Annotated in this window: 18 protein-coding genes and 1 other annotated feature; of the genes, 15 read left to right on the top strand and 3 right to left on the bottom strand. The window is 27.8% G+C overall.

What is annotated here, in order from left to right:
• Positions 1-39 precede the first annotated feature (39 nt).
• A complete protein-coding gene (pepT, locus tag MTX53_RS05010) occupies positions 40-1,257 on the top strand; it encodes a peptidase T (protein WP_244835159.1) in 1,218 nt (405 codons plus the stop codon).
• Positions 1,258-1,280: 23 nt separating this feature from the next.
• Here the strand turns inward: pepT and MTX53_RS05015 are convergent, their stop codons facing one another.
• Positions 1,281-2,129: a hypothetical protein gene (locus tag MTX53_RS05015; RefSeq protein WP_244835160.1), complete on the bottom strand. Its 849-nt coding sequence runs from the start codon at positions 2,127-2,129 to the stop codon at positions 1,281-1,283.
• Between the two features lie 66 nt (positions 2,130-2,195).
• Complete coding sequence (locus tag MTX53_RS05020) at positions 2,196-3,563, bottom strand: sodium-dependent transporter (protein ID WP_244835161.1); 1,368 nt, start codon at positions 3,561-3,563, stop codon at positions 2,196-2,198.
• A 271-nt stretch (positions 3,564-3,834) separates the two neighbouring features.
• On the opposite strand from MTX53_RS05020, the gene MTX53_RS05025 reads away from it, so the two are divergent.
• Positions 3,835-4,926, top strand: coding sequence for an iron-containing alcohol dehydrogenase family protein (locus MTX53_RS05025; RefSeq protein WP_244835162.1), 1,092 nt, complete (start codon positions 3,835-3,837; stop codon positions 4,924-4,926).
• A 77-nt stretch (positions 4,927-5,003) separates the two neighbouring features.
• Here MTX53_RS05025 and MTX53_RS13070 read toward each other — a convergent pair whose 3' ends face one another.
• Positions 5,004-5,132, bottom strand: coding sequence for a hypothetical protein (locus tag MTX53_RS13070; RefSeq protein WP_280527275.1), 129 nt, complete (start codon positions 5,130-5,132; stop codon positions 5,004-5,006).
• Between the two features lie 175 nt (positions 5,133-5,307).
• Here MTX53_RS13070 and MTX53_RS05030 point away from each other — a divergent pair, with 175 nt between their 5' ends.
• The 13 genes from MTX53_RS05030 to MTX53_RS05090 all read left to right on the top strand — a co-directional run bounded on the left by MTX53_RS05030 (position 5,308) and on the right by MTX53_RS05090 (position 21,281).
• Positions 5,308-5,994, top strand: coding sequence for a YoaK family protein (locus MTX53_RS05030; RefSeq protein ID WP_244835163.1), 687 nt, complete (start codon positions 5,308-5,310; stop codon positions 5,992-5,994).
• 162 nt (positions 5,995-6,156) lie between these two features.
• Positions 6,157-7,863, top strand: a complete 1,707-nt coding sequence (locus tag MTX53_RS05035) for a GGDEF domain-containing protein (RefSeq protein ID WP_244835165.1) — start codon at positions 6,157-6,159, stop codon at positions 7,861-7,863.
• Positions 7,864-8,086: 223 nt separating this feature from the next.
• The gene (locus tag MTX53_RS05040) at positions 8,087-9,370 is read left to right on the top strand and encodes an O-acetylhomoserine aminocarboxypropyltransferase/cysteine synthase family protein (RefSeq protein ID WP_244835166.1); all 1,284 of its coding nucleotides are present in this window, start codon (positions 8,087-8,089) and stop codon (positions 9,368-9,370) included.
• 205 nt (positions 9,371-9,575) lie between these two features.
• A complete protein-coding gene (locus tag MTX53_RS05045; RefSeq protein ID WP_244835167.1) occupies positions 9,576-10,235 on the top strand; it encodes an immunoglobulin-like domain-containing protein in 660 nt (219 codons plus the stop codon).
• Between the two features lie 22 nt (positions 10,236-10,257).
• Positions 10,258-10,494 (top strand): TIGR04540 family protein, encoded by a 237-nt coding sequence (locus tag MTX53_RS05050; RefSeq protein WP_244835168.1) that lies wholly within the window; start codon positions 10,258-10,260, stop codon positions 10,492-10,494.
• Positions 10,495-10,639: 145 nt separating this feature from the next.
• Positions 10,640-11,047 carry a universal stress protein gene (locus MTX53_RS05055; RefSeq protein WP_348521804.1) on the top strand — a complete coding sequence of 136 codons (408 nt, stop codon included), beginning with the start codon at positions 10,640-10,642 and terminating at the stop codon, positions 11,045-11,047.
• A gap of 61 nt (positions 11,048-11,108) precedes the next feature.
• Positions 11,109-11,600 carry a DNA-deoxyinosine glycosylase gene (locus MTX53_RS05060; protein WP_244835169.1) on the top strand — a complete coding sequence of 164 codons (492 nt, stop codon included), beginning with the start codon at positions 11,109-11,111 and terminating at the stop codon, positions 11,598-11,600.
• 46 nt (positions 11,601-11,646) lie between these two features.
• Positions 11,647-11,870, top strand: a binding site (T-box leader).
• Positions 11,871-11,923: 53 nt separating this feature from the next.
• Positions 11,924-12,937, top strand: coding sequence for a tryptophan--tRNA ligase (gene trpS, locus MTX53_RS05065; protein WP_244835170.1), 1,014 nt, complete (start codon positions 11,924-11,926; stop codon positions 12,935-12,937).
• A 73-nt stretch (positions 12,938-13,010) separates the two neighbouring features.
• Positions 13,011-14,975, top strand: a complete 1,965-nt coding sequence (gene htpG / locus MTX53_RS05070) for a molecular chaperone HtpG (RefSeq protein ID WP_244835171.1) — start codon at positions 13,011-13,013, stop codon at positions 14,973-14,975.
• Between the two features lie 82 nt (positions 14,976-15,057).
• Positions 15,058-15,195 carry a six-cysteine ranthipeptide SCIFF gene (gene scfA / locus MTX53_RS05075; RefSeq protein WP_244835172.1) on the top strand — a complete coding sequence of 46 codons (138 nt, stop codon included), beginning with the start codon at positions 15,058-15,060 and terminating at the stop codon, positions 15,193-15,195.
• A gap of 60 nt (positions 15,196-15,255) precedes the next feature.
• Positions 15,256-16,626 (top strand): thioether cross-link-forming SCIFF peptide maturase, encoded by a 1,371-nt coding sequence (gene scfB / locus MTX53_RS05080; RefSeq protein WP_244835173.1) that lies wholly within the window; start codon positions 15,256-15,258, stop codon positions 16,624-16,626.
• Positions 16,627-16,849: 223 nt separating this feature from the next.
• Entirely contained in the window at positions 16,850-19,135 is a 2,286-nt protein-coding gene (locus tag MTX53_RS05085; protein ID WP_244835174.1) for an efflux RND transporter permease subunit, read from the top strand.
• On the top strand, positions 19,119-21,281 hold the full coding sequence (locus MTX53_RS05090) for a hypothetical protein (RefSeq protein ID WP_244835175.1): 2,163 nt from the start codon (positions 19,119-19,121) through the stop codon (positions 21,279-21,281). The genes MTX53_RS05085 and MTX53_RS05090 overlap by 17 nt, the downstream gene beginning before the upstream one ends.
• The last annotated feature ends 73 nt before the right edge of the window (positions 21,282-21,354 follow it).

The raw sequence follows: 21,354 nt of genomic DNA on the forward strand, positions 1-21,354 counted from the left end.
ATAATAAATGTAAATATTAAATATGAAAGGAAGATAAAAGTGAAAACATATGAAAGATTTTTAAATTATATAAAAGTAAATACTACATCTGATGAAAATTCAACTACTCATCCAACTACGAAGAGACAATTTAATCTTGCGTATCTTTTAAAAAAGGAAATGGACGAAATTGGATTTAAAGGAGTAATAGTTGATAAAAACTCATATATATATGGTTATATACCTGCAACTAAAGGGTATGAAGAGAAGAAAAAGATAGGATTTATTTCTCATATCGACACAGCTCCTGCAGCAAAAGGAGAAGACATTAAAGCACAGATTGTAGAAAATTATGATGGAAATGATATTAGTTTAGGAAAAAGCACAAAAGTCTTATCGCCTAAAAGATTTCCACATTTAAAAAAACTTAAAGGTAGAACGCTTATAACAACAGATGGAACAACTCTTTTAGGTGCAGATGATAAGGCAGGAATTGCTGAAATAATTACAGCTTGTTTTGAGATAATAAACGAAAAAATTCCTCATGGGAAAATAGCTGTTTCATTTACACCTGATGAAGAAGTAGGACTTGGAGCATCACTTTTTAATTTAGATCTATTTGATTCTGATATAGCTTATACAGTTGATGGTGGAGAAGAAGGAGAGCTTTCATTTGAAAACTTTAATGCGGCAGAAGCAAAGGTAATTATTAATGGAATTTCAGTTCATCCAGGTTCTGCTAAAAATATTATGGTAAATGCAGTTAATGTTGGAATGGAATTTAATTCGTTTTTACCTAAAGCAGAGAGACCTGAATATACTGAAAATTATGAAGGATTTTATTATCTTGAGAGTTTTACTGGAAATACGGAAAGAGCAGAACTTAATTATATATTAAGAGATCATTCAGATGAGAAATTCAAGCAGAAAAAAGATCTTTTAAATCTTGTAGTAAAGCTTATTAATGAGAAGTATGGCAAAAATACTACTCAAATTAAGACAAAAGATCAGTATAAAAATATGAAAGAAATTATAGAAAAAAATATGGATACAGTAGACAATGCGAAAAAAGCTATGAAAAATTTAGATATTCTTCCTATAATAGAACCTATAAGAGGAGGAACAGATGGCGCAATGCTAAGCTTTAAGGGACTTCCATGTCCAAACTTAGGAACAGGTGGATTCGCTTTTCATGGTGAGTATGAGCATATAACAGTAGAAGGAATGGAAAAAAGTAAGGATATAATAAAAGAAATAGTTAAGGTATATGCTTTATAAAAAATAATAGAACTCATTAATATTTATTTCCTAAATATTAATGAGTTTATTAATCTAAAAATATATGTAATAATAAAAAATAAAATAGAAAAGAAAATTTCTATAAATAAAAGTGTTGAAAAAAATATATTATAAATTTTCAACTTATTAATATACGTAAATAAATCTATATTAATAATATTTTTAGCTATTACTATTATAAAAATAAGTAGAAATATTGTTATTATTCCTGTAATGCTGCTTTCTAAATCAGCTTTGCTTAAGGCGATGTGAGCTGATATACATATTGCTATATATATAAAAATATAGAAAAGAGTATTATGAATATTTTGAAAAGTAAATAGTGAAATAAATAATTTCTTATATACTTGTATTTGAAGATTTAAAAAATCTATACTCAATATATTACTATTTGATGATATTATATTTTTTATATCAGTAATTAATGAATTGTATGTATCATTTACAAGAAATTTCATTGAAATAAATAAAGTAAGTGTACCACATATTATTGGCGCAAAGCCTGTTAAAAAAAGACCAGCTTTTTGAATAATATTATTTTTATTATATGAAAAATTAACATATCCAAGTATCCCATCTTTGCTTCCCTTAAAAGGTCTTATAAGTTTCACTTCATTTACATTATAAAGAAATATTTTAGCAAATATATAGTGACTTAATTCATGAATAATTACTCCTGGTGCAGTTAAAATAATAGCTGTAAATCCTACAGATGATAATAAATTTTTTATTGATTTATTACGTATATATCCTAATATAAGACCGCATATAATAAGTATCCCAAATAATTCTGTAAGAATAATTAAAGATAATAAGAGAGAATGAAAAATATCTATTAAAATTTGATTCATATTAAAACTCCTTTTAATAAAATAAAGGACAAATGAAAATTCATCTGCCCTTATTTTTAATTAAATTTAGAAAAATTTACTTACATATCCCTGAACAAATATAAATAGTACTATAATTGGTAGTACAAATTTTATATAATAATAAGTCCATTTTGGATATTTTATTCCTTTTCCAGAATTTGCTTCGTGTAAAAAGTTTTTAAAACCCCAACCATATTTACTTGTGCAGAATGCTAAGTATACAAGACTTCCTAGAGGAAGAAGGTTATTACTTATTATAAAATCTTCTAAGTCAAGAATGTTACTTGAAGGTCCAAATGGTTGAAAACCGCTCCAAACATTAAATCCTAATACGCAAGGAATTGAAAGTATAATAATTACAAAAATATTTACTATAATAGCTTTTTTTATGCTGCAATTTGTAAGGTCAGTTGCATATGATATAATATTTTGAAAAACTGCAATTACAGTTGATAAAGCTGCAAATGACATAAATAAAAAGAATAAAGTTCCCCAAATTCTTCCTCCAATCATGTTATTAAAAACATTAGGAAGGGTTATAAATATTAATGATGGACCGGCTGTAGGCTCTATATTAAAAGAAAAACATGCAGGGAATATTATAAGTCCTGCCATTAAAGCTACAACTGTATCTAAAATAGTAACGTTTATTGCTTCTCCGGTTAATCTATGTGTTTTATCAATATAGCTTCCGAATATAGCAAGAGATCCTATTCCTATACTAAGTGTAAAGAAAGCCTGCCCCATAGCTGCAAATATACTTTCACCAAGTCCGGCTTGAAGCATTTTGTTTATATCAGGTTTTAAATAAAAGATAAGACCAGCTTCTGCATTTTTCATAAAAATAGAATGAACTGCAAGAACAATCATTAAAATAATAAGACTTACCATCATTATTTTAGTTATTTTTTCAACTCCATTTTGAAGCCCTCTTGAACATATAAGAAAACATCCTAAAACAACAAGAATCATAAATATCATCATTAAAGTAGGATTGTTTAAAATATTAGTAAATTCAGATGAAACAGCTTCAGGAGAAAGTCCTTTAAAGTCTCCTTTTATCATTTTAAAGAAGTATAATATCATCCAGCCTGCAACTGTCGTGTAAAACATCATTAATATATAATTACCTGCCATAGCAATATATTTATTAATATGCCATTTTGTTCCTTTTGGCTCTAAGACATCAAATGAACAGGCAGAACTTTTTTGACTTGCACGGCCAACTGCAAATTCCATGACAACAATAGGAAGTCCTAATATAAGAAGAAACATAATGTAAATAAGTACGAAAGCAGCACCTCCATATTTACCTACAATATACGGAAATCTCCATACATTTCCAAGTCCTATAGCACATCCAGCTGAAATTAATATAAAACCAAGCCTGGATGAAAATTTTTCTCTTTCCATAATTTTAATATCCTCCTTGTTAAGTAGTACCATAATATTATACACGAATATTGTAATAAAAAGAACATTTATTTGGATAAATATAAATTAAAAGAACAAAAAATATTTGAAAATTTTAAGAATTTGCGAAAATATTTGACAAAAAAATATATAAGTGGTAAATTGGGAGCATAAAATAAAGTTTTCTTTAATTAAGACAAGCATTAAGCGTGTATTTGCGCCTTGATTATATATCAAGGCGTGTTTTTTATATAAAAAGGGGGACTAATAAATGAATAATTATAGTGTTTATTTACCATGTTATAGTGTAGGAACTGAGTGTTATAAGGAAATTCCGTATGTAACAAAGCGTTTTGGGGAAAAAGCAGTGGTAATAGGCGGAAAAACAGCACTTTCAAAAGCTAAGGATAGTATACTAGAAGGAGTCAAAGATTCTAATGTAGAAATACTTGATTTCCTATGGTATGGTGGAAATTCAACTTATGAAAATGCTGACATGCTTTTAAATAATAAAAGCGTTAGACAAGCTGATTTTGTATTTGCTGTAGGTGGTGGAAGAGCAGTAGATACATGCAAAGTTGTTGCAGACAAACTTGATAAGCCACTATTTACATTTCCAACAATTGCATCGAATTGTGCAGCATGTACTGCAATAGCAGTAATTTATAATAGTAATGATACGTTTAAAGAATATTATTATATAAAAGCACCAGCAGTTCATACATTTATAAATACAAAAATAATTGCAGAAGCACCCGAATCATTATTTTGGGCAGGAATCGGAGATGCATTATCTAAAGAAACAGAAGTGTTATTTGCAACACGAGGTAAAGATTTATTTCATACTCCACTTTTAGGAGCACAGCTTGCATGTGCATGTGATAAACCTCTTCTTGATTTTGGTAAAAAAGCACTTGATGATTGCAAAAGTAATAAACCTTCAGATGAGCTTTCACAGGTAGCACTTGATATTATAATAAGTACAGGACTTGTTTCAAATTTAACATCAGATGGTGACAACTATTATTATAACAGCAGTCTTGCACATTGTGTTTATTATGGATCAACTCTAGTTAAAGAGTGCAGCAAACATCTTCATGGAGAAATAGTTGCATTTGGAGTACTTTGTCTTTTAACTTATGATAAGCAGTATGAAAAGCGAGAGAAGATATTTAAGTTTAATAAAAGTGTAGGACTTCCAACATGTCTTAGTGATATTGGAGCAACTAAAGATGATGTAAGAAAGATGGTTAAGAAATCTGAATCTGCAGTTGAATTTAATTGTGCACCATACAAAATAACAGAAGACAATTTTGTCAAAGCTATTTTGGATTGCGATAAATTCTCAAAGGAAAATAAATAAATTTAAGTCTTAGATAAAACATAAAGAGTTTAGCTTTAATATTTAGGCTAAACTCTTTGTGTTTTTAGAATGTTTTATTATTTATAATGAGTTTTTACTGAAGGTTCTTTTTCACATTCAGCACAGTCATCATGTGCTTTATTTTTTATGTTATTTAAGTAAGTTCTAGACGACGGATCGTTTACCGATGTTTTTTTACTTGACATATATATTCCTCCTCTTAATTATGAATTAATTTTCTATATTAGCTTATCCAATTATTAAAAAATTATTTTAAAAAAAATATATGGTAACTTTAGTCCATGATAAATATGTAAATTTAAAGTAATGTGATATAATGTTTTTGTTACAAATGAATATCAAAGATTAGGAGTGGTAGTTATGAAAAAAAGGCGCTATGGACAGATGTCTGAATCTATTTTAGTGGGTATCTGTTTAGCCTTAACAGGAGGATTCCTTGATGCATATTCTTTTATATGTAGAGGAGAGGTATTCGCAAATGCACAGACTGGTAATATAGCTTTATTTGGAGCAAATCTTTTTGAAAGAGAATATGTTAAAGCTTTGAAATATCTTATTCCAATACTAGCATTTGCTATTGGTGTATTTATTGTAGAAGAAGTAAAACATAGGTATAAAGAAAATAAAACAATTCACTGGAGACAGATAGTTCTTGCATTTGAAATAGTTTTATTAATGATTGTAGGATTTATATCAAAAGAAAATAATAATATGGCAAACGTAATAGTATCATTTGTCTGTTCTCTTCAAGTAGATAGTTTTAGAAAAGTTAGAAATAAAACATTTGCAACTACAATGTGCACAGGAAATCTTAGAAGTGGGACAGCACTTTTATGTACATATAGAGTTATTAAAGATAAAAGTTTACGGAGCAAAGCATTTGATTATTATGCAATAATTTTAGTATTTATAATTGGAGCAGGTATCGGAGGAATATGCTCATCTTTATTTCATGAAAAGTCTATTATAATTTCTATTATTCCTCTTATTATATGCTTCCTTGTAATGTTTATTAGAGAAGAAAAAGCTGGGGATATTTACAGCTAATTTTATTTTTATAATTGCCATCATGCTAAGATTTAGTATTATGGCAATTTTTGGCATTAACAATACAAGAAAATAAATATTTATTATATATTTTATTTAAAAATCGGATTAATTTAGTATAATATATATAGATATGTTTATTTATATATGGGGGATTGAATTATGATTAAGAAGATTAATAGGAGTTTAACATTAATTACTATCATAGTTATACTTATGCTAATTGGCTTTTTATCAATTATAAAAACATTTACAAAAGCTGATAGCTTGAGTGTACTTTTTGATAATTCTCTAATTTCATCATCGATTATAAATTTAGAAGATGATTGGAATATGAGAAGCGAAAATAATATAGAGAAGGTAGAGCAAATTCAATTCCCGAAAAGATTTAAATATGATAAAGGAAATGTAATATCTTTTTCAAGAAATATTACTGGAGATTTTTCAGTAGATGATGATATGCTATGTATACAGACTGATATAAGCAATTTTATTGTATATGTAGATAATATAAAAATATATGATTATTATGACTTTAAATATGATAAGCCTTTAAATAAATCTTTAAATAAAATACATCTTATAAGGATTCCAAATAATTTTAGAGACAAAAATATTAAAATTAAATTTAGAATGTGCTCAGGAACGAATACTTCCTATAATATACGAAAGATATGTATAGGAAGCAAAGTATCAATTCTTTATTCAATAATAAAAAATGAGATACCAAGTATGATATTTGTTATTGCATCTTTAATTCTTGGAATAATTGTAATTTTATTTTCTATTACAGGTCTTTTAAAGAAAGAAGATGAAGAGTTAAGTTTATTATTTTTTGTTGGACTCTTTACTTTAATAGGTTCTATATATGTATTTTCAAATACAAATACTATACAGATATTTTTAAAAAATGTGTACACAATTAATACAATTAAATATGTATCATTATTATTTTTGCCAATAAATTTTCTAGTATTAATTATTTTAAATACACCAAAAGAAAAAAATAAATTGTTATATGTTTTTTTTAGTATATCCATTGTTAATTTTATATTTCAAATTTTATTGACAGAAAAAGAAATAACAGATTATAAAAGTAATATAGATATAACAAGGCTTCTTATAATAGCGGTTTTTTTTATAACTATATTTATACAATTAAGATATTGGAGAGGCGAAAAAAAGTTATTTCTAATTTCTACTTTACCTATAATGTTTACAGCAATTTTAGAAATTTTAATAAAGCATTTTTCAAATCTTATAAGGGGTGGTATATTAGAAATCGGAATTCTAGTTTTTATATCTATAAATTTTTCACATACGATAAATGAGTATTTTAAATATCTTAAAAAATCTATGCAGACTGACGTATTTAAAGAACTTGCTTATATAGATAAAATGACAGATGTAGGGAATAGAGTTTCCTATGAACAAAAAATTACTTCTATAAATGACAAAAGAGACAGCTACTTAAGTATATGGTGTTTTTCGTTTGATATAAATAATTTAAAAACAGTAAATGATACATTAGGTCATAGCAGTGGAGACATGCTAATTATTGGATTTGCAAATGTGTTTAAAAAAACATTTAAAAATAAAGGAGATTGTTTTAGAACTGGAGGAGATGAATTTGTTGCAATAACATATAATATGAAAGAAGAGGATGTAGCAGAGATTATTGATTATTTTTATAAAAATCTTGTCGAACATAATACTGTTACAGAACCAAAATTAAGTGTAGCCGTTGGATTTAAAAAATATAATAAAGAAACGGATAAAAATATAAATCAGACTTTAATGAAATCAGACAAATTAATGTATCGAAATAAAATTTTAGTGAAGAAACAGCACAATATGAAAATTAGATAATTTTTCAAAGGTCAAATAATGAAAAACTTAAATTGATCATTATTTGACCTTTATTTGTTAACGGCTATTTTTTAAAATCTTATAATATTTCGTTTTATGCATCATTAAAAGATTTAGTATATTGCGTAAAAACATGATTGACAATGGTAAATAAAAGGTATAATATTAATTCATACTAAGTTTATCATATTAGTATATTTAATATTACTAAGGGGGCTAAATTATGAATGAAAGAAAATATAAGTTCGAAACAATTCAAGTACATGCGGGGCAGGAGACAGCTGATAAGTCGACTGATTCAAGAGCAGTTCCTATTTATCAGACATCTTCTTATGTATTTAAAGATTCAGCACAAGGGGCAGCAAGATTTGCACTAAAAGAGCCGGGAAATATTTATGGAAGGCTTACAAATCCTACAGAAGATATTTTTGAAAAACGTATAGCAGCACTTGAAGGTGGAGTAGCAGCTGTAGCAACAGCATCAGGAGCAGCTGCAATTACTTATGCGGTATTAAATATATCTCAGCAAGGAGATAATATAGTATCTGCAAGTTCACTTTATGGTGGAACATATAATTTATTTAAACACACTCTTCCAAGGTATGGAATAACAACTAAATTTGTTAAAGAGGATGATTTAGAAAGTTTTAAGAAGGCTATAGATAGTAAAACAAAGGCTATATATATAGAAACACTTGGAAATCCTAATTGCAATATAATAGATGTTGATGAAGTCGCAAAAATAGCACATGAACATAAAATACCACTAATTGTAGATAATACTTTTGCAACTCCATATCTTTTTAGACCTATAGAACATGGTGCTGATATAGTGGTTCACTCTGCAACTAAATTTATTGGAGGCCATGGCACTTCTATTGGAGGAGTTATAATTGATTCTGGAAAATTTGATTGGTTTTCATCAGAAAAGTTTTTGCAGCTTTCAAAAGAAGATCCAAGTTATCATGGTTTTGTTTTTGCAAAAGATGCTGCACCAGCAGGATTTGCAGTAAGAGTTCGTGCAATATTATTAAGAGATACAGGAGCAACTATAAGTCCATTTAATTCATTTTTGTTTCTGCAGGGGCTTGAAACACTTTCTTTAAGAGTGGAAAGGCATGTATATAATGCATTAAAAGTAGTGGAATTTTTAAATAATAATGATAAAGTAGAAAAGGTAAATCATCCATCTTTGCCTAATAGTAAGTATAATAAATTATATAAAAAATATTTTAAAAATGGAGCAGGCTCAATTTTTACATTTGAGATTAAAGGTGGATCTAAAGAAGCTCAGAAATTTATAAACAAACTTAAGATTTTTTCTCTTCTTGCAAATGTAGCGGATGTTAAATCTTTAGTTATTCATCCAGCAAGCACAACACATGCACAGCTTACGAAAAAGCAGCTTATTGAAACAGGAATAAAAGAAAATACAATAAGACTTTCTATAGGAACTGAAAATATTGATGATATAATTTATGATTTAAATAATGCATTTAAGGATTAACATAATAAAATGTGATTATTTTATAAAAGCGTAGCTTTATTATAATAATAAAACTACGTTTATTTTTATGTGAATATATCATTTTATAAATTTTTTGTTGTATAAATAAATGTCAAAACTTTAATAAAAATATAAAAAAGAACCTAAAAATTGAATATTAGTTGTATGATATATAGAAATAATTAGCTTGTGTGAGGGATTCGTAATGAAAAAGAAGATATTTATATTTATTTTTATGGTTGTTATATATATTTTTGCTATTCCTGTTTCAAATGTTTATGCAGATGGATGGGAAAGTAATAATGGAAAATGGTTTTATAAATTAGATAACGGTGAATATCGTAAAGGATGGATATTTGATAAAAATGATTGGTATTATTTAAAAGAAGATGGAAGTATGGCTACTGGTTGGCTTAAAAATAGTGAAAAATGGTTTTACTTTAGAGATTCTGGAAAGATGGCAAATAACGTAAATGTTGATGGATATTATTTAGGAGCAGATGGATCTCTTGATTCAGACGTAAAAAATAATGAAGTGAATACTGACGATGTAGATCTTGACGTTATTTATGCAGAACCTTATAATAATATTAAGGTAAATATTATAAACAAAAGTAAAAACGAGATATCATATACGCTTTCTTATAAAATTTATAAGCTGCAGAATAATTCATGGGTAGATATTTCAAAAAATACTAATAAAAATATTTTTGATATTGCAATTATGCTTGAACCAAATGAGGTGAATTCTCAGAATATAGATTTAAATAATTTGTATGAAAAACTGATTCCAGGGCAAAAATATATGATATCAAAAAAAATAGGAAATAAGGATGTAGCTCAGGAATTCAGCATAGAGCCATAAAGGCTTAAGAAAGGATAATCTTATGAGAAAAGTTTATAAAAATCCTAAAGAACTTGCAACATGTCTTAAAGATGTTGTTGATAAATACTACGATTCATTAATTACAGAAGAAAAGATGAAAGATGTATTGTCTGAGCTTATTGAGCATAATAGAAATGAAATTTATAAAGATAAAAATATGTCAGTTAAAATATCGAATGTAATTGGAAAAGATAGACAAGATATAATTGATAAAGTAGCTAGAAATATTTTAGAATAGACTTTGAGTAGTAAGAGGCATAACAGAATTTTGAATTCTGGTATGCTTTTTTATTTCTAAACATTGAAAAGCTTTTCATAAAATGATATTATATTAATATGAAGATTAAATTTACCCATTAAAGCAAAAAAAGGGGGAATATAGTATGATTAATAAAGTTTTAATACCAATAGATGGAACAGAAAGAAGTTTACATTCTTTTAATTTTGTAAGAAAAATATTTGATAAAGATAATGTAGAAATTACAATAATGTATGTTAAAGAACTTGTAGTCATAAATGGAGCTGTAATAGAAGATGAGGTAAATATAGCAAAGATAAAAGGTCAGGAAATTTTAAAATCAGCAAGGAATATGATAAAAGATTATAATGTTAAAACATTTATGACTTTTGGATATGCGAGCGATGAAATATTAAAGAAAACTAAAGAGGAAAAATACGACATAATTGTTATGACTAAGTCAAATAAAAAGGGTATAATAAGAATGATAGGATCTGTTACTTCAAGTGTAGTAAAAAAAGCACAGTGTGTTGTAATGGTAGTCCCTCAGTAGTGAATTAGAAAGAGCAGGTCTTAAATTTTACCTGCTCTTTATTATTTGGAGATGATAAAAAATGGAACATGTAGAACATAATTTTGATCCTGTATTTGATAAAAATTCTAAAGTTTTAATTCTTGGAACGATGCCGTCTGTAAAATCAAGAGAAGAAAACTTTTATTATGGACATCCTAGAAATAGATTTTGGAAAATCATATCAAAGATAACAGGATGCAGTACATATAATACAATTGAGGAAAAGAAAAAAATGCTTATTAAAAATAAAATAGCAGTATATGATGTAATAAAAAGTTGTGATATTAATCTATCAAGTGATAGCAGCATAAAAAATGTAGAGCCATCAGATATTGATACAATAGTAAAAAATTCGAATATAAAAACTGTATTTTTAAATGGTGATAAAGCTTTCAAACTTTATAATAAATATTTTAAAAATAAATTTGATTTAAAAATAATAAAACTTCCATCTACAAGCCCCGCAAATGCAAGATTTAAAGAAGAAAATTTGCTTGAAAAGTGGAAAGTTATAAAAGAATATATATGTTGACAATTATTGAGTACAGAATTAATATATAAAAGTAATGTTAATATAGATAAAGTCTATGATGAGGAATAGTAATTAATAATATCTGTCAAAGAGATTCATAAAGTATGCTGAAAATATGAAACAGATAGATTAATGAATGGGCCTTTAAGATATTAGGACAAATCATTTAACTTTTGAGAGTATCTAAAATGGTGACTGCACCTTACAGCAGATTAAAGAGGCATTTAATGCAAATTTAGGTGGTACCGCGAAAACATCTTCGTCCTATTATTTTAAGGACGGAGTTTTTTTATTTATATTTAAAATTTAAGGAGTGTATTTTTATGGCAAAGAAAATAATTTTAACTGGAGACAGACCAACAGGAAAATTACATATAGGACATTATATAGGTTCGTTAAAAAATAGAGTTGCTCTTCAAAATTCAGGAGAATATGAAAGTTATATTATGATAGCTGATATGCAGGCTCTTACTGATAATGCAAGAAATCCTGAAAAAATAAGAAATAGTCTTATTGAAGTTGCACTTGACTATTTAGCAGTTGGATTAGATTGTCAAAAATCTACCATTTTTGTTCAATCACAGATACCAGAACTTTGTGAACTTACTACACATTATTTAAATCTTGTTACACTTTCTAGACTTGAAAGAAACCCTACTGTAAAAGCAGAAATAAAACAGAAGAATTTTGAAAATAGTATACCTGCAGGATTTTTAGTTTATCCTGTAAGCCAGGCTGCTGATATTACAGCATTTAAAGCAGATACAGTACCAGTTGGAGAAGATCAGCTTCCTATGATTGAGCAAACAAGAGAAATAGTTAGAAGCTTTAATAATATTTATGGAAATATATTAGTAGAACCAGAAGCTATTATTCCTAAGGATACATGCGGAAGACTTCCAGGAACAGATGGAAAAGCTAAGATGAGTAAATCTATTGGAAACTGCATTTACTTATCTGATGATGCAGATACAATAAGAAAAAAAGTTATGTCAATGTATACAGATCCTGATCATATAAAAGTTGAAGATCCAGGAAAGATAGAAGGAAATACAGTATTCACTTACCTTGATGTATTTAGTGAAGATAAAGAAAAGGTTGCACAAATGAAGGAGCATTATGAAAAAGGTGGTCTTGGAGACATGAAAGTTAAGAAATATTTAAATGAAGTAATCCAAGCTGAACTTGAACCAATAAGAAATAGAAGATTAGAATTTGAAAAAAATAAAGATTATGTATATAAAATGCTTAAAGATGGTAGCGAAAAGGCAAGAGAAGTTGCTGCTTCTACATTAAGAGAAGTAAGAGAAGCAATAGGACTTGAATACTTTAAATAAATACTATATTTGACAAATTTCAGTTTATTTATTAAAATAATATGTTGATAACAAATAGAGGAGTGGTTATACAATGATAAAAGAAAATGGAAATATATCTATAGACACAGAGAATATTTTCCCTATTATTAAAAAATGGCTTTACTCTGATAAAGATATATTTATAAGAGAAGTAATTAGTAATGGATGTGACGCTGTATCTAAATTTAGAAGCCTTGTCTCTCTTGGAGAAGCTAAAGAGGAACAAGATGAGAAGTACAAAGTAGTTGTTTCTATAAATAAGGACAATAAGACTTTAAAATTTATTGATAATGGTATAGGAATGACTGAAGATGAAGTTAAAAAGTATATAAACCAAGTCGCATTTTCAGGAGCTACAGATTTTATTGAAAAATATAAAGATAAAATGGATGATTCAAAAGACATTATAGGTCATTTTGGACTTGGATTTTATTCAACATTTATGGTATCTAAAAAAGTACAGATAGATACACTTTCCTACAAAGATGGAAGTGAAGCTGTTAGATGGATATGTGATGGAGGAACAGAATATTCAATTGATCATTCAGACTCTAGAGAAACAAGAGGAACTACAATTACATTATATCTTGATGATGAAAGTTTAGAATTCCTTGAAGAGTATAAAGTTAGAGAAATAATAACTAAATACTGTTCATTCCTGCCAACAGAAATTTATTTAGAAGATGAACTTAAGAAGAAAGAAGAACCTAAATATGTTACTAAGAAAAAAGAGGATGGAACAGAATATAAAGAACTTGTAAAACCAGAGGAAATAAAACCTTTAAATGATATTCATCCGCTTTTTATGAAAGCACCAAAAGATTGTACAGATAAAGAGTACAAAGAATTTTATAAAAAAGTATTTATGGACTTTAATGAGCCTTTATTTTGGATTCATTTAAATGTAGATTACCCATTTAATTTAAAAGGAATTTTATATTTCCCTAAATTAAATCATGAAATAGAAGCTACAGAAGGACAGGTTAAATTATATAATAATCAGGTATTTGTTGCCGATAACATAAAAGAAGTAATACCAGAATTTTTACTACTTTTAAAAGGTACAATTGACTGCCCAGATCTTCCTCTTAATGTATCAAGAAGTTTTCTTCAAAATGATAGAGATGTAGCTAAGATTTCAAAACATATTGTAAAAAAAGTTGCAGATAAACTTATAGACTTATTTAAGAATTCAAGAGAAGAATTTAATAAATTCTGGCCTGATATAGAAATATTCATAAAATATGGATGCTTAAGAGATCAAAAATTTTATGAACAGATTAAAGATGTATTAGTATTTAAAGATTTAAATGGAAAATTCATAACTTTAAAAGATTATCTTAAAAAAGATGATAATAAAGATAATGAAGAAGAAAAAGATGATAAAGATAAGAAACAAGAGAAGATATATTATGTAAATGATGAAAACCAGCAGTCACAATATATTAAAATGTTCAAGAAAAATAACATAAATGCTATAGTACTTGAATGTTCTCTTGATGATCATTTCATTACATTTCTTGAAATGCATGAGCCTAAACTTAAATTCTTAAGAATAGATGCTGAGGTATCGGAAGCTTTGGCTACCCAAACAGCTGATGATGATGAAGCAGGAAAAGCTTATGATAAAGAAGTAGAAGAAGTATTTAAAAATGTACTAAAAGATAAAGTAAAGGAAATATCAGTAAAGAAATTAAAAGATAAAGAAACATCTGCTATGATACTCGTTTCTGAAAGCTCAAGAAGAATGGTAGAAATGGCTAAGATGTATGCAAAACAAGGACTAAATTTTGGAGCAAGTAACTTTAGTGAAGAACTTACTCTTGTAATAAATAATGATAATTATATAGTTAAAAAGGTTGTAGAAATGTCTAAAAATGATGATAAAAAAGAAGATGTTGATTCAATCTGTAAATATATTTTAGACCTTGCAAAACTTTCAAATAAAGAACTTAAATCTGATGAGCTCGGAGATTTCTTAAAAAGAAGCAATAAACTTCTAATGAAAGTAATTTAATACTACTGCATTGTAAAATTATATCATTAATGATATAATTCAATAAGGAATCTTTTTTATTATGAATGGAGGACTTTTTATAATGAAACACATAGTAACAGTAAATAAACCAAACATAAAGAATAGTTTATGTAAGCCTGGTTGTAAAGAATGTGCAAATTCATGCCAATCAGCATGTAAAACTTCATGCACAGTTGCAAACTTAGCATGCGAAAACTAATTTCTTAAGCAGTAACATTAGTTACTGCTTACTTTATTTATAATTTGGGAGGAATTTATAGTGGCATTAATACATAAGTTTAAACAAGGCGGAAAATATTTTGTTTTAGATGTTAATTCAGGAGCAGTTCATATAGTGGATGAGCTTGTTTATGATATATTAGAAGACGATGGAATAAAAACAAAAGCAGAAATAATGACAAAATTTAATGACAAATATGATAAGGAAGAATTATCAGAGGCATATGATGAAATTCAAGAACTTGCTGAAGAAGGAATAATATATTCAAAAGATCAGTATGAAGAAATTGCAAATAGTCAGATGGAAGACAGAGATTACATTAAAGCATTATGTCTTAACATAATCCATGGATGTAATTTAAGATGTAAGTACTGTTTTGCAGATGAAGGAGAATATCATGGACATCAAGGAGTAATGTCTGTTGAAACAGCAAAAAAAGCAATTGATTATGTTGTTAAAAGAAGTGGCCCAAGAAAAAATATAGAAATAGACTTATTTGGTGGAGAACCTACTTTAATGATGGAGCCTATCAAAAAAATAGTCGCATATGCAAGAAAGCATGAAAAAGAATGGGGAAAAAGTATAAGATTTACAATGACAACAAATTGTACACTTTTAACTCCTGAAATGATGGAATTCTTAAATAAAGAAATGATAAATATCGTTTTATCTTTAGATGGAAGAAAAGAAGTAAATGATAAAGTAAGAGTTAAACCTGATGGAAGCGGCTCATACGATGATATTGTTCCAAACATAAAGGAAATGATTAAAAGAAGGACAAAGGGTAAGCAGTATTACGTAAGAGGAACATTTACTAGAAATAATCTTGATTTTTATAATGATATAATGGCTATGGTCAATGAAGGATTTAGAGAAATTTCAATTGAACCAGTTGTTCTTGAAGATAAAAGTCCTTTATCTATAAGAGAACAGGATCTTCCAGAGATTTTTGAAAATTATGATAAGCTATATGAAGAAATGGCAAGAAGAAAAAGAGAAGGAAAAGATGAATTTAAATTCTATCATTTCAATATAGATATACAGGGAGGACCTTGTATTTATAAGAGAATATCAGGATGTGGTTCAGGATTTGAATATGTTGCAATAACTCCTCAAGGAGATGTTTATCCATGTCATCAGTTCGTAGGAAATGATGATTTTAAAATTGGAAATATCTATGATGATACATTTGATAGAAGTATCGGAGATAAGTTTAAGAAGGCAAATATCTATTCAAAACCTAAATGTAGAAAATGCTGGGCAAGATTTTACTGCAGTGGAGGATGTCAAGCAAATAATTTCAATTTCAATGGAGACATAAAAGACCCTTATGAAATTGGATGCAAAATGCAGAAAAAGAGAATAGAATGTGCTATAGCGTTAAAAGCTGTAGAAGCAGAAGAAAAATAAGAGACAAATATATGTGTATACTTGTGGGTGTTGCATCAGTATTTTAATACTGTATGCTCACCCTATTTTAATTTACAAATTGAGAAAAAATGTCCAATAATTTTATACTGATCAGTTTAAAAATTAACAATTTATTAAAATATTATAGTAAAAAAAGTGGTATTATATAAGTGAATTTGTTGTACTACCTAGTACAATTTTAGGAATGGAGGCTTAATATTTTATGAAGAAAAAAAGCAATCATGGAATTGTGGATATAATCATAAATAAACGAAAATGGATAGAAAAGATATTTATGATTCTGATATTAATTAGTTTAATATGTTTTCCGTTTGTTGGTGTAAATTATGATCTTACGAAATATCTTCCTGATTATGCACCTTCAAAACAAGGATTAAATCTTATGGAGCAGGAGTTTGGTTACCCTGGTACTGCAAGAGTAATGATAAGTGATGTTTCGATTTATGAAGCGAAGCTTTATAAAGATAAAATAAGTAATGTTGATGCAGTGGATATGGTGCTGTGGGCGGACAGCGATACAGATATTTATCAATCAAATTTATTTATAAATTATGATAACATAAAAGATTATTATAAAGATAATTGTGCCGTGATGGATGTTACGTTTAAAGGCGGAGATTCTGACAGCAGTACTCACAAAGCTATAGATGAAATAAAAAAAATCACAGGAGATAAAGGTTCATTTATGGGATCTGCCGTCGAAAATAAATCTTTAAGTGAAACACTTTCAAAAGAAATAAGTATTGCTATGGTAATAGCGGTAGTGTTAATTGCTATTATATTAACACTCACAACAAATTCATGGTTTGAACCAGTTTTGTTTTTAATGATTATGGGAATAGCAATAATTATAAATATGGGAACAAATATTATATTTGGTACAATATCGTTTTTGACATTTTCAATAGCGGCAATTCTTCAGCTGGCTGTTGCTATGGATTATTCCATATTTTTGCTTCACTCATTTACAAGAGAGAGACAAGCAGGGTTGGAGCCAACTCAAGCTATTGCAAATGCAGTAAGAACTTCTGTAATTTCAATTTTATCTAGTGGTGCAACTACAATAGTAGGATTTATAGTTCTTGCACTTATGAATTTTAAAATTGGATCTGATATGGGTTTTGTTCTTGCAAAAGGAATAGTAATAAGTTTAATTACAGTTTTATTACTTATGCCAGCACTTATTTTAAGGTGGTCAGATAAGATTGAGAAAACAGCTCATAGAATGTTTATACCACCATTTAACTGCATTTCAAATTTAATATATAAATCAAGATATGTTTTATTTGCAGTAGTAGTTTTACTCGTTCTTCCAGCTTATGTTGGACAAACTATGAATAACTTTACTTATGGAAATTCAGCGCTTGGTGCAAGTAAAGGTACTGTAGTTTATGATGATACAGAAAAAATAAATAAAATTTTTGGAAGAAGCAATCTTATCTTAGCTATGATTCCAAATGACAGTCTTGTTACTGAAAAGAAAATTTCTGATGATATTGAAGATCTTTATTATGTAAAATCTGTAACATCAATAGCAAATAAACTTCCTGAGGGAGTACCTGAAAGTATTATTCCTAAAAGTATTACAAATGAACTTCATACAGATGATTATTCACGAATAATGATTTTTGTAAAATCATCAGATGAAAGTGATTTAGCTTATGAAGCATCAGATAAAATAAAAAGTATTGTTAATAAATATTATCCGGGAAAATCATATGTAGTTGGTGTTACACCTTCAACACAGGATATAAAAGATATATTAACAAAGGATTATAACAGAGTTAATATAATATCACTTATAGGTGTTATTATAGTTGTAATGATTACATTTAAGTCAGGTATAATTCCTATAGTTGTTATGATACCTATTCAGATAGCAATATTCTTTAATATGGCTATACCGTATTTAATAGGTGATGAAATGATGTATATGGGGTATATAATAGTAAGTTGTATTCAGCTTGGAGCTACAATAGATTACTCAATTCTTCTTACGAATAATTACCTCGATGCGAGAACACAGTATGACAAAAAAGAATCGGCACTTCATGCAATATCAAGGAGTGCACTTTCAATTCTTACATCTGGAACAATACTTACAACTGTTGGATATGGACTTTATTTTACATCAACAGTTAATGCAGTTGCTGGTATAGGAAGACTTGTAGGAAGAGGAGCATTATTTAGCATGATACTTGTACTTGGACTTTTACCAATGCTTCTTCTTAAATTTGATAAGATAATATTTAGTCAGAAAGCAAGAATGGAGAAACTTTTAAAATTTGCAAAAGCAAGGAACAAGAAGATAAGACTTACAGCTAGAAATAGACTTGAAATTAGACATAAAAAAGCTAAAGAAAGAAGAAAGAAAATTTCAAAAGCTCTTAAAGGAAAAATAAAACATAAAGATATAGACAGAAATAAGTCAAAGATTAAGGACAAAAAGAGCGAAGAGAGGAGTATAGAATATGATAAGAAGAAATAGATTTATAGCAGCATCATTAAGTGTTATGACAGCAGTATCGTTAATAAATCCATTTTTAAAAGTTTATGCAGCAGCACCTACTGTAACTGCAGATGAATCAGTTTATGCCAATCTTGATTATTATGGAAGCATTTCTGATATGAATATAGTTAAAAGTTGCAGTTTAAATGGGAATACTGAATTTACTGATTATGGTGATTATGCTAAAGTAGTAAATATGTCAAACTATGCAGAGCCTGATATAGATGATGATAAAGTTACATGGAACCTTGAAGGGGAAGATCTAAAAAAGAGATTTTATTATGAATGTACTCCAAAATCAAATGATGTAGAATTTCCTTGGACATTTGATATTTCATATAAATTAAATGGTGTTCCTGCAAAAGCTGAAGATTTAGCTGGAGCATCAGGAGAAATTGAAATGAGTGTTAAAGCAGTTCCAAATGAAGATGCACAGGATTATTATAAAAATAACATGATACTTCAAGTTGCTACAATGATTGATATGGAAAATACATTGAGTGTTGAGGCAGAAGGTTCTCAGCTTCAATCAATTGGTTCTTATAAAGCTGTAGTATTTGCAGCACTTCCAGGTGAAGAAAATACATTTACTATAAGAATAGGAACTAATGATTTTAAGAGTAGTGGACTTGTTATGATGATGATTCCGGGAACACTTGAAAGAATAAAAGATATAAAAGATCTTAAGGAAAAGAAAGACAAGGTAGATGATTCTGCAGATGCTATAAATGAAAGCCTTAATGAAATACTTAATGTTATGTCAAGTATGTCAACTGGAATAAATACAGCATCGAAAGGATTAGATGAGTTAAATGATACAAGAGGATATATAAGCTCAGAGAAAGGAAATGTATATAATAATGTTGACATTTCACTTGATGATATAGATAAACTTGTCGATCAGATAAATAAGTATTATCCAGAATTAAAAAATTCTGAACAGATGGTTAATGATTTGAATTCTAATATTAATGATTTAGTTGGAAGTGTGATTAACCTTAAGAGTGATCTTTCAAGTTATAAATCCGATATTAATAAGATACAGAGGCTTTTAAAGAGATATCAGACAATAATAAATGATACTAATAAAGAGCAAGATGATAGAGATGATGCTATTGATGATTTAAAGGATGCACTTGGAGATTTTAAAGGAGATTTGTCAGATCTTGGAGATAATGTAGGCAAATCTAATACAAGTATTGGACAAACTAAACAAAGTGTTGAAGATCTTATTAAAAAGAAAGCAGAAGCAGAGGCATTATCAAAGCTTCCAACTAATGCACCAGATGCAGTAAAAGAAGCTTATAAGAATGTAGCAGATAAAGCTGCAGAAGAGAAAATTAAACCAGTTGAAAATGCTGTAAGCCCTGCACTTGAAAATCTTACATCAACTAATACAAAAATTTCTTCATCATTAGATTCTGGAAAGGATCTTGCAAGTTCTATTGAAGATGTAATTGATGTAGGAGAGGATTACTGTGAAAATATTGATAAAGCATTAGATAATACTGATAATATGATAGACAAGCTTAATGATGTTAATAAAACATTAAAAATATCAATAGATAAAGTTCAAGATTCAATAGATAATCTTGATACACTTAATCAAACTGCAGATAGCTATAAGGATAATACAATTAATGTTATTAAAGAATCAGAAAATTTAATTAACAAGTTTAGCGATTCTATGTTTGATTTAAAATTTGCATTAAAATCAGCTGAAAATACTATGCAAAATGCAGGAAATAAACTTGATCCTGCTACAAAAAGTACTTTAGATGGTCTTATAGATATACTTGATAAATCTCTTGATGCAGTTGGAACATCAGATTCTATAAAAAATGCAAAAGATACTATAAAAGATGCGATAGATAGTGAAGAGAAAAAGTATGAAGATGATACTAATACTTTAAATATGGATGCAGAGCATCCACTTGAATCTTTTACATCTGATAAAAATCCTGAACCTTCAAGTATACAGATAATATTAAGGACGCAGGAAATAAATAAGGACGCTGTAAAAGATAATTCTGAAGATCTTGAATATAAAGATAAGAATATAGGAATATTACAGAGAATAGGAAATATCTTTAAGAGAATTTATCATGCTGTCGTAGGAGAATAAAAAAAGCAATAAATTTTTTAAACTAAGTAAAAAAGGTTATCGGGTTCATTATATGAATAAGATAACCTTTTTT

The organism is Clostridium sp. BJN0001 (assembly GCF_022869825.1).
In the GTDB taxonomy this organism is placed as follows: domain Bacteria; phylum Bacillota; class Clostridia; order Clostridiales; family Clostridiaceae; genus Clostridium.